Source organism: Streptomyces albospinus (assembly GCF_014648695.1).
GTDB classification, from domain to species: Bacteria; Actinomycetota; Actinomycetes; order Streptomycetales; family Streptomycetaceae; genus Streptomyces; species Streptomyces albospinus.
Window position 1 is genome coordinate 187,915 of record NZ_BMRP01000010.1, and the last position, 13,466, is coordinate 201,380.

Below are 13,466 nucleotides of genomic sequence, written 5' to 3' on the forward strand. Positions count from 1 at the left end.
AGTCGTCCCAGTGGTCGGGGACCTCGTGCGCGACGGAGGAGATCATTTGCTCCGGCACCTGGTGAACCGGACCGGCCAGGGCTTCGAGATCGGCTTCGGCGCAGCAGTAGGTGCAGCCGCCCACGGCAACCGGCAGTTCGGCGCGTGGACGCCGGTGCGCGGATCTCGACGTGGCGATCACCGACCTGTGGGCCTGGCCGTGGCAGGATGCCCCGCGCACCGACCGCCGCGGCACCTCACCCAACAGGCCGCGGAGACCGACCCGCGCCTCAGGCGGTGTCTGGGGTGAAACGAATGAGGGATCAGCATGATCAGCGGATCGCACGTCATCCTCTACAGTCAGGACGCGGAGGCCGACCGCACCTTCCTCCGCGATGTCCTCGGCTTTCCCGGCGTCGACGCGGGCGGGGGCTGGCTGATCTTCAAACTGCCCCCGGCCGAGGTCGCCGTACACCCCACCGAGGACGCGCCACGGCACGAGTTCTACCTGATGTGTGACGACCTCCACGCTCAGCTCGGCCAGCTCCGCGCGCAAGGCGTCGAGGTCACCCGCCCGGTCAGCGAGCAGCGCTGGGGCCTTCTGACCGCCGTCCGCCTCCCCAGCGGCGCCGAACTCCCCCTCTACCAGCCGCTCCACCCGGTCGCCCACAGCCTGTGACGACGGACGGGTGGACGCTCTCCGCACCGGGAGACCGGAAACCGGCGGTGGACGACGCATTCGAGGCCACCGGGTGGGGAACCGATGGATCCGATACGACCCGGCCATCCCGATCGGGCCGGCTGCTGCGATCACGAGGAGTACCGCCATGCCCAAGATCCTGCTCATCGCCGGCGACGCCACCGAGGACCTGGAGTTCTTCTACCCGTACCAGCGACTGCTCGAGGAGGGCTACGAGCTGCGGATCGCCGCCCCGTCCCGCAAAAGGCTACAGTTCGTCGTGCACGACTTCGTCGAGGACTTCGACACCTACGTCGAGCGGCAGGGCCACTCCTGGCCGGCCGATCTCGCGCTGTCCGAGGTCGACCCGACGGAGTACGCGGCCCTCGTCCTGCCTGGTGGCCGGGCGCCCGAATACCTCCGGCACGACCCCGACTTCCGGCGCGTCGTCACGCACTTCTTCGATGCGGACAAGCCGGTCGCGCACATCTGCCATGCAGCCATCGCGCTGGCTCCGCTCGGCGTGCTGAAGGGCCGCCGGACCTCCGCCTACCCCGCCTGTGCGCCGGAGGTGGAACTGGGCGGTGGGGTCTTCGTGGACGGCTCTGCGGTGGTGGACGGCAAGGTCGTCTCGGCCCGCGCCTGGAACGACCAGCCGGATTGGATGCGGGCGTTCGTGGAGGTCCTGCGGGTGCACGCACCGGTGGGGAAGCCTGCACAGGGCTGAGCCCTGCGCGGCGCGGCTGCCGACCACGTAGGCGGTCCGAGCGCCGCCGATGCACGGGCCGGAGGGGTGCCAACAGGGGTAGATCGGAAGGGCGTTCAGGTCGAAGAGGGTGCTCCGCCGCGCCTCCTGGGCGAGTTCCGGGTGCCGCGTTCTTCGCGGCACCCGGAGGCCGAGGTACGCGATGCTGTCCGGAACCGGTCGGTGTTCGATGCCGTGCCTGCGGGGATTGTGCTGCCGGTTGGGGCATCGGCGTCGGATTCCGGTTGTTGCGGTGGGGCCATCCGGTGCCTGCCCAGGGGAGAGGTTCACCCTGATCTGCCGGCCCAACGGCCATGTCCCACACCTTTATTGGACTTCTACCGATGCGTGTGGTCCAGTCGCGTCCAGCGGATTCGGTTCATCGATCCCCTCGGCATCGATGAACAGCCGATGCTGAGCCTGTCTGTCACTGCCATCGGCGTTTGACGACCACGGTGCTGGCAGCTTTGTCGTGGAGGCACTGCCGGAACGGCTGGTTCCAGGTGCAGGACAAGACATTGATGAGCCCCAGGACCGGCACCATGCCGATGCCCAGATAAGCCAGCCAGCGTCCCAGGGCATGGCCGAAGCTGAGCTTGTGGCCGGTTGCGAGGCGAACGACGCGCAGACCGCAGATGGCTTTGCCGATGGTGCCGCCCATCGCCATCGTCAGCGGTTCGAAGAAGAGGGCGATGAAGAGCGACCAGGCCAGGAGGCCGAGAACTTCGGGCACGCCGCTCTGTCCGGGCTGGAAGGTGCTCTTCATGTAGGACGCCGTCGGTACCACGACGCCTGCGATCAGCACCACCGTGATCAGGTTGTCGATGAGGCGGGCGAGCAGGCGTATGCCGGGGGCCGCGAGCGCGTGCGGGGGTGGACCTTGCGGCCCGCCCGTCTGCGGCAGCAGGGGCTGAGGCGGGCCGTATGGCGGCCCTGCGTGCTGTGGCGGATAGGGCTGAGGCGGCATGCCCTGCGGTTGTCCGTAGTGAGGTTGCGCGGGGCCGAAGCCGGGGCCGGTCTGATGGGGTGGTGGCTGCGGCTGGAAGGTATTCACGGAAGATGATCCAATCCGATACCCCGACGCCGTGACAACCCGGGGTGGTTGCGCACCGCAGCTCGTCGGCGGTTCACTTCAGACCTGGGTCCTGCGTGGTGCGGAGGATCAGGCGCTGGGAGCAGCCGATGGCAGCGCCGAGTGCCGATCCGGGTAGAGCCGGACGAGCTGCGCTCCCCACAGTGCGACGGCGAGGGCGGCCGATCGAGTACGTCCCACGTGAGGATCCGCCCTCCGCGGAGCGGGACGCGATCCCCGCGGCGCTGAAGCTGTCCGTGGCCCGGCGAGGGATCGGGGCGAAGGGATCCGGGCGGGGGAGCGGGCCAGGACTCACGTTCTCACCCGGCTGGCCCGGGACTCCAGATAGCGCTGCTCGGCGATGCTGGCGGTGGACTTCGCGGCACGCCGGTAGTGCGCGTACGCTCCAGCCGCGTCGCCGGTCTTCTCCAGCAGATGGGCCCGTACGGACAGCAGTCGGTGATGCCCGGCCATCCGCTCGTCACCGTCCAACGTGGACAGCAGGGCCAGCCCGGCCGCCGCCCCCTCGGTCTCGGCGAGTGCGATCGCCCGGTTGAGGGTGACCATCGGGTTGGGTGCGATCCGTTCCAGGATCAGGTAAAGGGCGTGCACCTGCGGCCAGTTGGTCTCCTTTGCCGTGGCCGCGTCGGCATGCGTGGCAGCGATGGCGGCCTGTAGCTGGTAAGGCCCCAGCGCCGGGCCGGCCAGCGACGCCTTGACGAGTTCGATGCCCTCGGCGATCAGTCCGCGGTCCCACTTCGTACGGTCCTGCTCGTCCAGCGGTACCAGGTCGCCGGCCGCTGTCGTACGTGCCGCCCGGCGGGCGTGGGTCAGCAGCATCAGCGCCAGCAGCCCGGTCACCTCGCTGTCCTCGGGCAGCTGCGCGTGCACCATCCGGGCCAGCCGGATCGCCTCGTGCGCGAGGTCGGCGCGGTGCAACTCGCTGCCCGAGGAGGCGGTGTAGCCCTCGTTGAAGATCAGGTAGAGCACGTGCAGGACGACCCGCAGCCGCTCCTCGCGCTCCGCGCTGTCCGGCAGGCTGAACGAGCTGCCGGCGGCCTTGATGCGCTGCTTGGCCCGGCTGATCCTCGCCGCCATCGTGGCCTCCGGTACCAGGAACGCGCGGGCGATCTCGGCAGTGGTCAGTCCGCCGACGGCCCGCAGTGTCAGGGCTGTCTGGGAGGCCGCGGTCAGCGTCGGATGGCAGCACAGGAACAGCAGGACGAGCGAGTCGTCGGTGTCCGGTACGTCCTCGGGCACCACCTCGGTGGCCGTCGCCGACTCCCGCTCGCGGCGCGCGTGGTCACTGCGCATCTGATCGATGAGCCGCCGGGACGCGACAGTCACCAGCCAGCCACGCGGGTTGTCCGGCACTCCCTCGGCCGGCCACTGCACGGTGGCGGCGAGGACGGCCTCCTGCACGGCGTCCTCACACCCTTCGAACTGGCCGTGCCGACGTACCAACGCGCCGAGAACCTGCGGCGTGAACTCACGCAGCAGGTCCTCGATGACTGGGGCTGTCATGCTTCCAATTGTCCCTCGGCGAACATCACCTGCCGCACCTCGACTCCCAGACCCTCGATCGCGGTGTCCGGGATCCGCGCTGCCAGCTCGATCGCCCGCTCCTTGTTCTCGCAGTCGATCAGGTAGAAACCGCCCAGATACTCCTTGGACTCCAGGAAAGGCCCGTCGGTCACCACCGGCTGGCCGTTGCGTACGGACACCACGGCGGCCTGTGACGGGTCGACCAGCGCCTGCGTGGTGATCAGCTCGCCGGACTGCTTCAGCGCCTCGATGAACGTGCTGTGGCCGTCGCCGATCGCCGCCTTCTCCTCGTCGGTCAACGCCTCCAGCACGGCCGGGTTGATGTGCAGGCTGATAAGGAACTTCATCTCGTACTCCTCGTGGTTCGCGAGCCCAGCTCGGGCCCTTCGACCGGTTGGTCGGAGCCGCCACCGTCGTCTTGACATCCCCGCCAGAACTTTCGCACGAGATTCCGCCGTCGCGTCCGTCGCTTCGGTCGTGTCCGTCGGGCCCATCACATCCGCCGCATCGTCCCGAGCGCGAGGGCGTCACCTCCGCTGAGGCTCCGTCGCGGCAGACGCGAGAGATTTTGTCCGCACCGATGTCAAGAAGCTCTCGGCCGCTCCGACCAAGCGGCGAAACGTCTAGAGAACAAGGAGTTTCGGAAATGCGAGTCAACCGGGCATGGCTGGGACTGGTCGTCCTCATGCTGCCGACCTTGCTCGTCGCGATGGACATGACGGCGCTGCTCCTCGCCCTCCCACAGTTGAGTGCCGACGTAGGGGCCACCAACGTCCAGCAGCTGTGGATCAGTGACAGTTACGGGTTCATGGTGGCCGGCCTGGTCATCACGATGGGTACGCTCGGAGACCGGATCGGCCGTCGGCGGCTGCTGATGATCGGCGGAGCGGCGTTCGCGGTGCTGTCGGTGGTGGCCGCCTTCGCGGTCAGCCCGTTGATGGTGATCGTTGCGCGTGCGCTGCTGGGCGTCGCCGGCGCGACCCTGACGCCGTCCACCCTTGCCCTGATCACCAACATGTTCCGCGACCAACGGCAGCGCGGGCAGGCCATCGCGATCTGGGCGACCTGCCAGTTCACCGGCGGCGCGCTCGGACCCGTACTCGCCGGATTCCTGCTCCAGCGCTTCTGGTGGGGATCGGTGTTCCTGGTCGCCGTGCCGGCGATGGCGTTGCTGCTGCTCGCCGGGCCGGTCCTGCTGCCGGAATTCCGCAACGACCAGGCAGGCCGGCTGGACCTGGTCGGCGTCGGGCTGTCGCTGGTGGCGGTGCTATTGATGGTCTACGGCATCAAGCAACTGACCGTCGAGAGCACGCCGGCCGTGCCGGCGGCGGCTCTCGCCGTCGGCGCAGCCATCGGCTTCCTCTTCGTTCGCCGGCAACTCCGGGTTCAGGCACCGCTGTTGGACCTGCGGCTGCTGCGCAACCGCCCGTTCACGGCGGTACTCGTCGCGCTGGTCTTCGCCGGCATCGCCATGGCCGGTACGGGCCTGCTGGTGACCCAGTACCTGCAAAGCGTGCTGGGCTTCTCGCCGTTCGCGTCGGCGATGCTGTTCGCACCGATGGGCCTGGGCGTGGCGGTCGGCACCATGGCCGCGCCGGCGCTGGCCCGGCGGATGCGGCAGACGACCGCGATTGCCGGCGGACTGGTGGGGTCGGCGCTGGGTAGCCTGCTACTGGTCGGCGTCGGCGGTGCGAGCGCCCTGCCGCTGGTGATGACCGGCATCGCGGTACTGGCCCTGGGCACCGGACCGCTGTTCGCGCTGGGCACCGGGCTGATCGTCGGATCCGTGCCGCCGGAGCGGGCCGGTTCGGCGGCGTCGATGTCGGAGACCGGCAACTACTTCGGCGGTTCGCTCGGCTTCACGCTGCTCGGCGTACTGGCCGCGGTGGTCTACCGCAGCCGGACGGACGGCACTTCCGACTCGCTGGCCGGCGCCATCGCCACCAGCCGGCACCTTCCCGCCGACCAGGGCACCGAACTCCTGCACACCGCGCGGGAGGCGTTCACCGCCGCCCTGCACGTCATCGGCGTAGTCGCCGCGATCATCTTCGCCGGCCTGGCCGTACTGACCCTGACCATGCGCCCGACACCCCGGCCCGCCACCCCGGCCGCACTTCCCGACTACGAGGCGACTCGCTCGTAGAACCCTGCCTGGGCCGACGCCGGCCCAACTCCTGGAAACGGAAATGCCCTGATGGGGCCTGGTTGTGTGTAGCAAATCCAGGTGGGAGGCTTCGCGCTATAGGGCGATCAGCCCGGCTGCCGTCTCTCTGAAGCCGCAGCCATCGAAGGAGAACGGACGCAGATGGTCCTCGAAGTCGACGTGAAGCCAAGCACATCTCGCGGCCCGGGCTCGGCTGGCTGCGATCGCAACGAGCCTGGCGCCAACTCCTTTCGCCCGGCAATGCCGGGCGACCACCGTGTCCAGGATGAAGGCGTGAGCTCCGCCGTCCCAGGCAACGTTGACGAAGCCGGTCAGAGAGCCGTCTTCCCAGGCACAGACCCAGCCAAGGCTGTGGCGTTCAAGTCATGCTCGCCAGTCGATCTGAACGACCGGGTGGCCGAAGCCGTCCGCGTGCAGCGCGTTGAGGGAAGTGTTGTCGATGTCGCCCCGCCACTCGAAAATGATCGTCACGCCCCTGGTCGTAAGTTCCGGCCGAGCCCGTCATCGACCCGATTACGGAGCCGGGAGATCCCGCTTGCGGAGAGGCTGGAATCCAGCGCGACCGAACATCAGGCGTTTGAGCATCTTGATCCGGTCGAAGGTCATGTCAACCCTGATCATCATGCTCAAGTGCCCAATGTTCGGCTGGGCTGGCTTCCAACTCCTATGGAAGTAGGTCCTGTTGTCGTAACGGCCGATACGACAACACGGAAGTTGAAGCAGAACCCGTTTTCGTGGACACAGCAGTCTGCGGGCGTCCACCGATAAGGGGGGATTCCATCCGCTGGGCGTCCAGTAGCGCCGGATTGCGGTTGCAGGACTCCAGGGCCGAGAGCCCCGTCCAACCCGGCCCTGCGGCGGCGACGTGATGGGCTGACGATCAAAGGTGCCGGTCCGGGTGACTTCGACTGTGCGGATATATGCACCTGTCGGTGTCCGGGCGTACGGCTCGGGTTGCTGCTCGCGGCCATGGTCGTGCCTCTGGCTGAGTGGGTGTCCGTTTCCTTCAAGACCCGGCGTCCGCGCCCGCCTACGCTGCCGACCATGAATTCCGCACCAACACCCCAATTCGATGTCATCGGCCTTGTCGTCTCCGACCTGGCTGCCTCGCTCGCCTTCTACCGACGCCTGGGGATCGAGTTCCCCGAAGGCTCCGAGGATCAGCCGCACGTCGAGGCAGCACTGCCGGGCGGGCTCCGCCTCGCCCTCGACACGGAGGACACCGTCCGCTCCTTCTACCCGGCATGGCGTCCGCCGACGGGCGGCGGCCGGGTGGGGCTGGCGTTTCGCTGTGCGGGTCCCGAGCATGTCGATTCGGTGTACGAGGATCTGGTCGGTGCCGGTTACCACGGTGAGCTGAAGCCTTGGGACGCCTTCTGGGGCCAGCGATATGCCGTGGTGCACGACCCGGACGGCAATGGCGTCGACTTGTTCGCACCACTTGCCGATGCCGATGCCGATGCCGATGCCGACGCCGAGGCTTGAGCTACCGTCCCAGCAGGCCGGTCAGTGATGCTCCCGTCAGCTCCCGTACATCGCGGGCCAGATGAGGCTGATCGGCGAAACCCGCCAAGGCGGCCGTCTCCGCAAGGGAGACGCCGGCCCGTGCCAGGGCGAGGGCGCGTTGCAGGCGCAGGATGCGACCCAGGGTTTTGGGGCCGTAGCCGAAAGCGGTCAGGGAGCGGCGGTGGAGTTGCCGTGCTCCGAGACCCACCGAATGGGCGGTCGCGGTGACGGAGCGGCCGGCCGTCAGGGATGTCACGATCGCTCGCAGGAGCGGGTCGACGGGGCCGGCGTCGGCTGCGAGACGCAGCGCCAGGTCTTCGAGGGCAGAAGCCGGGTCGGGTGCTGCGTCGACACGTTCGATCGCGCGGCGGGTCTCGGAGCCGGGCCAGAGGTCGGTCAGCTCCACGCGTTGGTCCCGCAACGTGTGCGCAGGCACGCCGAGTAGGGCCGGTGCGGTGCCGGGGAAGAAGCGGACGCCCGCCCATGGGCCCCGATTACCGGGACCAGGGAAGTAGGCGCGTGTGTCGGGCCCGGCAACGAGGACTCTGCCTTCGGTCCACAGCAGGTCCATACATCCGTCAGGCAGCACGGCCGCCGTCTCCCGGTCACCCGGTCGGACGGCCTGCCGCGTCCACACGACCGCGTCCGGCAGCCGGGACGCGCGCTCTGCGTACTCGGAAAACACCTCGTAGATGCTACGCCGCAGGGTGCGATGCCGCTGGGGCATCGGGCTTGGGAGGTATGCGCTCCGCGTGGTCGGGGGAGGGGATCGACGCGGGCTACGGGGTCTTCGCCTGGCTGCACCGGTGAGTTTGCGGTCGAGTCTGCGGTGGACCGGACCTTCGGCGGCTGGTTGACGACTGACTGCTGTGGTGCGCCGTTGGCTGCTGCACAGCCTCGTGGCTGTATTCGGCGACCAGCTATGGGTGGGCGGAAGGCCGGTTGGAAGAGGAGGCGCAGTCGGGGGTGTATGGCGTTGGGGCAGGTGGCCTGGCCGGCGCCGAAGAAGGTGGTGATGTTCTTGAAGAACGGTCCGCCCTTGTCCAAGGCGTGGCGGCTGTTGAGCAGGATCTGGTGCCCCGGGCCGGGGGTGGTGGGCACGAAGGCGCGCCGGGTGCCCGGGCGGATGGGGACGAGGTCGCCGACCTGGCGCAGGTTGTCGAGGACCGCGATGGGGTTCGTGATTTGTGTACACGTTCTTGGCACGAACTGCACATGGATGTGTGGATACCGATGGGCCGCGCGGTGATACTGGTTGCTCGCGATGATTCTTCATGGCATGGGGGGCATGTGGATGAGAGCGGTCGCACGAGAAGGTCGCGAGCGGGGTTACGCCTACCTGGGGTAGGGCGGATTGGCCACCATGGGCAGCGGGTGGGCCTGGGGGCCACGCTGGAGTTGGGCGTTCTGGCCGCTCTCCTGCCGCGTCGCGACAGAACCGTGCCAGGGGATGAGCGCGTCACCCGCGATTGGGGCGAACGTGCCTTCCTCACAAGGAAGTTGACGGAGCTGTTGCGTGACCTGGCGAGTGGCGGGCTTCCGCCCGCGCGCCGAGGCGGTCCTGTCAACGCCCGCCGCGGCCAGGGCTGGGGGAGCAGCGCTCCGTCGAGCAGACGGCTTGGGAGCCCTGCCCTGATGGATCTGCCGGTCAATCCCCCGGCCCGGAGTACCCGGTGGCCGAAGTCGCAGGGACCCAAGACCAACGGAACGCCACAGCGTGTCCGGCACCGACAACCCCACCGCGTGGGGTCCCTCACAGTGCCGGCGAGCGGAGTATCAGCAGGAGGAAGAGGAATGAAGTTTTCCGCACGTCTTCGCAGGTCCACAGTGCGGGCTGCAACCTGCGCGGCATTACTGGCGCTGACGGGCGGGCTGCCGCCCGCCGTGGCTCACGCCGACTCCGGGAAGCACTACTACATCGAGATCGGTGGCACCGGCGGCTCGGAGCCGGTCCCGACGTGCACGCACAGCTACGGCTTCGCCAACCAGGCACTCGCCGGGAACCCGGACAACGTGGTCGTCCCGGTCTGCTACGAGGCCAGCGCCGGACCGTGGCAGGCCGGCAGCGGTGCCATCCCGGGCATCGGTGCTCTGAGCTACGACGACAGCGAACGGCAGGGCTACGACAACTTGCTGGCCAAGGTCGAGTCGGTCCATAAGGCCGATCCGGACGCGCGCTACACGATCGTCGGCTACTCGCAGGGGGCGCAGGCAGCGGACCAGGTCCTTCAGGCGATCGCCGAGAAACGGACAGACATCCCGACGTCGCGGGTGGAGGGCAAGCTCTACGCCGATCCGCGGCAACCGGACACCGGGCTCTGGAGCCGGGTGCCCCGGGGCTGGAGTGCATTCGGTTTCACGTCGACCGGCCCGGGGCCAGTCGACTTCGCGGGCATCCCCGTCGCGCGCTACTGCATCCACAGCGACCTCGCGTGCGACGCTACTTCGCTGTTCTCGGTTCCCGGTCTCCTCTCCCAGCACCCGCGCTACTTGCGGGAAGGCGGGATCCTGTTCGACACCCTGGCCAAGGACGGCCAGAACGGGATCTTCTGGTACGCGCCGAACTCGTAGTCCCGCACCGCCTCCCAGCTCAGGTCCTCGGCCGACCTCACGTCGGGAACGAGAAGGCGGGGACCACCTTCCGCCGCCCGGTCAAGTGGCCCAGGAGTAGTGAACTCACCGACGGCGACAAGGCGTTCGACGCCCTCATCTGCCGCGGCCACGTGGTTGCCGAACGCGCCAACGAGCTGCTGAAGGTGACCTTCAAGGCCCTGCACCGGACCAGCCCCGACCCCACCGCCCTCACGCGCATGGTCGCGCGGCCCTGGCCCGGCTCCGGCTCGAACACAACCGAACCACCTGAGCGAGTTCACGACGAGCCATGAATCGTTACCGAGAAAGGTTCCATGAGCAGGTGGAGATCAGCCGGGCTGTAGCGACGGCTGTGCCGAGCGCGCGGGTATCGTCCGCGGCCGGTCACTCCCGCTGCCCGTTCCGCCTCGGCAAGCCTCAGCCCCTCGCCTTCTCGACGAGCGCGCTGATGCGCTGTTCGTCGGCTGCGGTCAGTTCCTTCAGGGCGTAGGAGGTCGGCCACATGGTGCCGTCGTCGAGCGCCGCCTGGTCGCTGAATCCGAGCGTGGCATACCTCGACTTGAACTTCTGCGCGCTCTGGAAGTGGCAGACGACCTTGCCGTCTCTGGCGTAGGCGGGCATCCCGTACCAGAGCTTGGGCGTGAGGTCCGGAGCGGCGGCCTTGACGATGGCGTGGATCCGCTCGGCGAGGACCCGGTCCGCATCCGGCATCTCGGCGATCTTCGCGAGCACGTCCCGCTCCGCTGCCGCCTCCTTCTCCGCCCGCGAACCGCGCCGCGCCGCCGCCTTCTTCTCCTCCTGCGCGTGCTCCTTCATCGCGGCGCGCTCCTCGGCGGTGAATCCGTTGTACTGTCCGGCGGCCGTGCCGGAGTTCTCGGCAGACGACTTCGTGTGCTGCATGGCAGATTTCCTCTCGTACAGGGATGAGCAGGCCGGGGCGGGAGTTCAGCGTCGGGAGTCAGGACGGTGCCGACGCGGTGGATGGCGCGGGGGTGGGCGAGGTGGCGGTCTCCCAGGCGAATCCGTCGGGGTCGGTGAAGGAGCCGGCGGTGCTGCCGAGGGCGATGCGGTGCGAGCCGGTGCCGTTGGCGGGGACGCCGAGGTCCTTGGCCAGGCTGCGGCGCTGGTACAGCGCCAGCTTGACGGGGCTGGGCTCGCGGGAGGCGAACTCGGTGTACTTGCCGCCGAAGCTCTTGGCCACGGTCAGGCCCCGGCCGATGTAGAACTGCTTGCTTGCCTTCATGTCCTCGACGCCGAGCAGGAGGACGATCTCGTCGATCTCGCGGGTGGCCGGGCCGGTGTCCTTCTTCGCCGAGGTCGCGACTTTCCAGATCGTCCCGTCGGGTGCCTGGACGCTACCGCCGTAGCCCCACAGCGACTTCGCGGCGGGCTTGAGCACCGTGGCGCCGGCGTCCACGGCGGCGCCGAGGAAGCTGTCGACGGTGGCCGGCCGGGAGACCGTGAGCGCCAGGGTGAAGCCGCGGAACCCGGTGGAGTGCGCCTCGGCCGCCCGCAGGCGTATGTGCGTGTCCACTCCGAAGGCGGTGTAGAAGCGGTGGGCGGCCTCGGGGTCGGCCACCTCGAGGGTGACGGAGACGATGGACGTGGTGGATGCGGTGGTTGCGTTGGTTGCCATGGCCATCACGCTAGGGGCTGCTCGGCGGCCGGGGCTTCTCGATTCCTGACCGGTCTGGTTACCTGCTTCGCCACACACGCCGGCATCCCCTCCACGGTGACCGCGGGCCCCGCATCACCGGACGTACTTGCGGCATCGGCACGGTCGGCCGTCACATCCGCCGCATCCGCCGCGCGCCGCCGGAAAGCCCCGGGTGACATGCCGACCAGCTCGGTGAAGCGGGTGGTGAACGTGCCCAACGACGCGCAGCCGACCGCGAAGCAGACCTCGGTGACGCTGAGGTCACCACGCCGAAGCAGCGCCGTCGCGCGCTCGATACGACGCGTCATCAGGTACGCGTAGGGCGACTCGCCGTAGGCGGCCCGGAACTGCCGGCTGAGGTGCCCTGCGGACATGTGCACACCGCGGGCGAGCGCCTCCACGTTCAGCGGCTGCGCGTACTCCCTGTCGATTCGGTCGCGGACGCGGCGCAGCCGCGCCAGATCGGTCAGGCGCTGCGCCTCGACGCGTGCACGCTGCCACTCGGGCTGACACATGAGAGAACTCCCCTTTTCTTCGCCTCTTCCATCGACGCCTACGAGCGCCTGGGGTGCTTGCCGGGACAGGCACCCCAGGCGCTCGTGATGAGAACCGGCCCGCCGCAGCGGATCAGCCGGTCGAGCAACTGCCCGACAGCAGTGGGACAGACTCCGGGCCTCTGTCCGATGCGGACGCGGCACCGGTGCGCGGCCGACGGGGCGGACATCTCTGCAAGGTGCGCCGCGTCCTTTGCAGATGGTCGCGGCGCAGATCGGTATGGCCGCATCGATGCCCACACGGCTCAGCGCAGCTCCTGGATGCGAACCAGGTTGCCCGCGGGGTCCCGGAACGCGCAGTCGCGGATGCCGTATGGCTGCTCGGTCGGCTCCTGTACGACCTCGGTGTCACCGGCCTGCACCTTCTCGAACGTGGCGTCGAGATCCGGGGTGGCCAGAAGGATCCAGCCGTAGGTGCCCTTGGCCATCATCTCGCTGATGGTGCGGCGCTCGTCCTCGGTGACTCCCGGGTCGGCGGCCGGCGGCGCCAGGAGCAGGGAGGTGTCGGGCTGCCCGGCCGGGCCGACCGTGATCCAGCGCATCCTGCCCTGCCCGACGTCGCTGCGGACCTCGAAACCGAGGACGTCGCGGTAGAAGGCGAGCGACGCGTCCGGGTCGTCGTGCGGGAGGGAACTCGTGTGAATGGTGATGTTCATGTCGAGCAGGCTAGAACCGGCTCCGTGTCCCGCGCTTCTCGATTCCTGATCGATCCGACCATGCCCCCGGCCCATCCTCCTGGTCTGGCCAGAAGCCGCACCCGGCACGGACACCACTCCGCCCACCCCACCACCGGTTGCCCGTCCGGAAAGGCTGACCAGGCACTGCCGGTGCGGGACGGACATCGCGCAACTGTGTGCAACCGACTCGACACAGGCGGCGGCGATGACGTTGCGGTTCTTCGGGAGGGATCCGCATACCGGAGGTGAGGGATCGCCCACGGCGTTCGTCCAGCCGGACCAGTCCCGCGCTGCGC

Annotated in this window: 13 protein-coding genes and 1 pseudogene; 5 read left to right on the forward strand and 9 right to left on the reverse strand. The window is 68.8% G+C overall.

Going from position 1 to position 13,466, the window contains the following annotated elements; all coding sequences use genetic code 11:
• Positions 1 to 307: 307 nt before the first annotated feature.
• Complete coding sequence (locus tag IEZ17_RS16515) at positions 308 to 658, forward strand: VOC family protein (RefSeq protein ID WP_189300787.1); 351 nt, start codon at positions 308 to 310, stop codon at positions 656 to 658.
• 148 nt (positions 659 to 806) lie between these two features.
• On the forward strand, positions 807 to 1,385 hold the full coding sequence (locus IEZ17_RS16520) for a DJ-1/PfpI family protein (RefSeq protein WP_189300789.1): 579 nt from the start codon (positions 807 to 809) through the stop codon (positions 1,383 to 1,385).
• Between the two features lie 445 nt (positions 1,386 to 1,830).
• Here the strand turns inward: IEZ17_RS16520 and IEZ17_RS16525 are convergent, their stop codons facing one another.
• The 3 genes from IEZ17_RS16525 to IEZ17_RS16535 form a co-directional block, all read right to left on the reverse strand.
• The gene (locus IEZ17_RS16525) at positions 1,831 to 2,457 is read right to left on the reverse strand and encodes an RDD family protein (RefSeq protein WP_229852313.1); all 627 of its coding nucleotides are present in this window, start codon (positions 2,455 to 2,457) and stop codon (positions 1,831 to 1,833) included.
• Positions 2,458 to 2,787: 330 nt separating this feature from the next.
• Entirely contained in the window at positions 2,788 to 3,999 is a 1,212-nt protein-coding gene (locus IEZ17_RS16530) for an RNA polymerase sigma factor (protein ID WP_189300791.1), read from the reverse strand.
• Entirely contained in the window at positions 3,996 to 4,367 is a 372-nt protein-coding gene (locus IEZ17_RS16535) for a YciI family protein (RefSeq protein ID WP_189300793.1), read from the reverse strand. Before IEZ17_RS16535 ends, IEZ17_RS16530 begins: the two co-directional genes overlap by 4 nt.
• A 299-nt stretch (positions 4,368 to 4,666) precedes the next feature.
• Here IEZ17_RS16535 and IEZ17_RS16540 point away from each other — a divergent pair, with 299 nt between their 5' ends.
• The gene (locus IEZ17_RS16540; protein WP_189300795.1) at positions 4,667 to 6,163 is read left to right on the forward strand and encodes an MFS transporter; all 1,497 of its coding nucleotides are present in this window, start codon (positions 4,667 to 4,669) and stop codon (positions 6,161 to 6,163) included.
• Between the two features lie 96 nt (positions 6,164 to 6,259).
• On the opposite strand, the pseudogene IEZ17_RS16545 reads toward IEZ17_RS16540, so the two are convergent.
• Positions 6,260 to 6,655 (reverse strand): annotated as a pseudogene (locus tag IEZ17_RS16545) (GNAT family N-acetyltransferase).
• A gap of 573 nt (positions 6,656 to 7,228) precedes the next feature.
• On the opposite strand from IEZ17_RS16545, the gene IEZ17_RS16550 reads away from it, so the two are divergent.
• Positions 7,229 to 7,669: a VOC family protein gene (locus IEZ17_RS16550; protein ID WP_189300885.1), complete on the forward strand. Its 441-nt coding sequence runs from the start codon at positions 7,229 to 7,231 to the stop codon at positions 7,667 to 7,669.
• A 1-nt stretch (position 7,670) separates the two neighbouring features.
• Here IEZ17_RS16550 and IEZ17_RS16555 read toward each other — a convergent pair whose 3' ends face one another.
• A complete protein-coding gene (locus IEZ17_RS16555; RefSeq protein WP_189300796.1) occupies positions 7,671 to 8,417 on the reverse strand; it encodes a helix-turn-helix domain-containing protein in 747 nt (248 codons plus the stop codon).
• A gap of 1,067 nt (positions 8,418 to 9,484) precedes the next feature.
• On the opposite strand from IEZ17_RS16555, the gene IEZ17_RS16560 reads away from it, so the two are divergent.
• Positions 9,485 to 10,261: a cutinase family protein gene (locus IEZ17_RS16560; RefSeq protein ID WP_189300798.1), complete on the forward strand. Its 777-nt coding sequence runs from the start codon at positions 9,485 to 9,487 to the stop codon at positions 10,259 to 10,261.
• Positions 10,262 to 10,699: 438 nt separating this feature from the next.
• Here IEZ17_RS16560 and IEZ17_RS16565 read toward each other — a convergent pair whose 3' ends face one another.
• The 4 genes from IEZ17_RS16565 to IEZ17_RS16580 form a co-directional block, all read right to left on the reverse strand.
• Positions 10,700 to 11,182, reverse strand: a complete 483-nt coding sequence (locus IEZ17_RS16565) for an iron chaperone (RefSeq protein ID WP_189300800.1) — start codon at positions 11,180 to 11,182, stop codon at positions 10,700 to 10,702.
• Positions 11,183 to 11,240: 58 nt separating this feature from the next.
• Positions 11,241 to 11,924: a VOC family protein gene (locus IEZ17_RS16570; protein ID WP_189300801.1), complete on the reverse strand. Its 684-nt coding sequence runs from the start codon at positions 11,922 to 11,924 to the stop codon at positions 11,241 to 11,243.
• Positions 11,924 to 12,454: a helix-turn-helix transcriptional regulator gene (locus IEZ17_RS16575; protein ID WP_189300803.1), complete on the reverse strand. Its 531-nt coding sequence runs from the start codon at positions 12,452 to 12,454 to the stop codon at positions 11,924 to 11,926. The genes IEZ17_RS16570 and IEZ17_RS16575 overlap by 1 nt, the downstream gene beginning before the upstream one ends.
• 284 nt (positions 12,455 to 12,738) lie before the next feature.
• The gene (locus IEZ17_RS16580) at positions 12,739 to 13,149 is read right to left on the reverse strand and encodes a VOC family protein (protein WP_189300805.1); all 411 of its coding nucleotides are present in this window, start codon (positions 13,147 to 13,149) and stop codon (positions 12,739 to 12,741) included.
• Positions 13,150 to 13,466: the final 317 nt, after the last annotated feature.

Coding starts and splice junctions, on each gene's coding strand:
- IEZ17_RS16515 (WP_189300787.1), top strand. CDS start 308: ATGATCAGCGGATCGCACGTCATCCTCTACAGTCAGGACGCGGAGGCC.
- IEZ17_RS16520 (WP_189300789.1), top strand. CDS start 807: ATGCCCAAGATCCTGCTCATCGCCGGCGACGCCACCGAGGACCTGGAG.
- IEZ17_RS16530 (WP_189300791.1), bottom strand. CDS start 3,999: ATGACAGCCCCAGTCATCGAGGACCTGCTGCGTGAGTTCACGCCGCAG.
- IEZ17_RS16535 (WP_189300793.1), bottom strand. CDS start 4,367: ATGAAGTTCCTTATCAGCCTGCACATCAACCCGGCCGTGCTGGAGGCG.
- IEZ17_RS16540 (WP_189300795.1), top strand. CDS start 4,667: ATGCGAGTCAACCGGGCATGGCTGGGACTGGTCGTCCTCATGCTGCCG.
- IEZ17_RS16550 (WP_189300885.1), top strand. CDS start 7,229: ATGAATTCCGCACCAACACCCCAATTCGATGTCATCGGCCTTGTCGTC.
- IEZ17_RS16555 (WP_189300796.1), bottom strand. CDS start 8,417: ATGCCCCAGCGGCATCGCACCCTGCGGCGTAGCATCTACGAGGTGTTT.
- IEZ17_RS16560 (WP_189300798.1), top strand. CDS start 9,485: ATGAAGTTTTCCGCACGTCTTCGCAGGTCCACAGTGCGGGCTGCAACC.
- IEZ17_RS16565 (WP_189300800.1), bottom strand. CDS start 11,182: ATGCAGCACACGAAGTCGTCTGCCGAGAACTCCGGCACGGCCGCCGGA.
- IEZ17_RS16570 (WP_189300801.1), bottom strand. CDS start 11,924: ATGGCCATGGCAACCAACGCAACCACCGCATCCACCACGTCCATCGTC.
- IEZ17_RS16575 (WP_189300803.1), bottom strand. CDS start 12,454: ATGTGTCAGCCCGAGTGGCAGCGTGCACGCGTCGAGGCGCAGCGCCTG.
- IEZ17_RS16580 (WP_189300805.1), bottom strand. CDS start 13,149: ATGAACATCACCATTCACACGAGTTCCCTCCCGCACGACGACCCGGAC.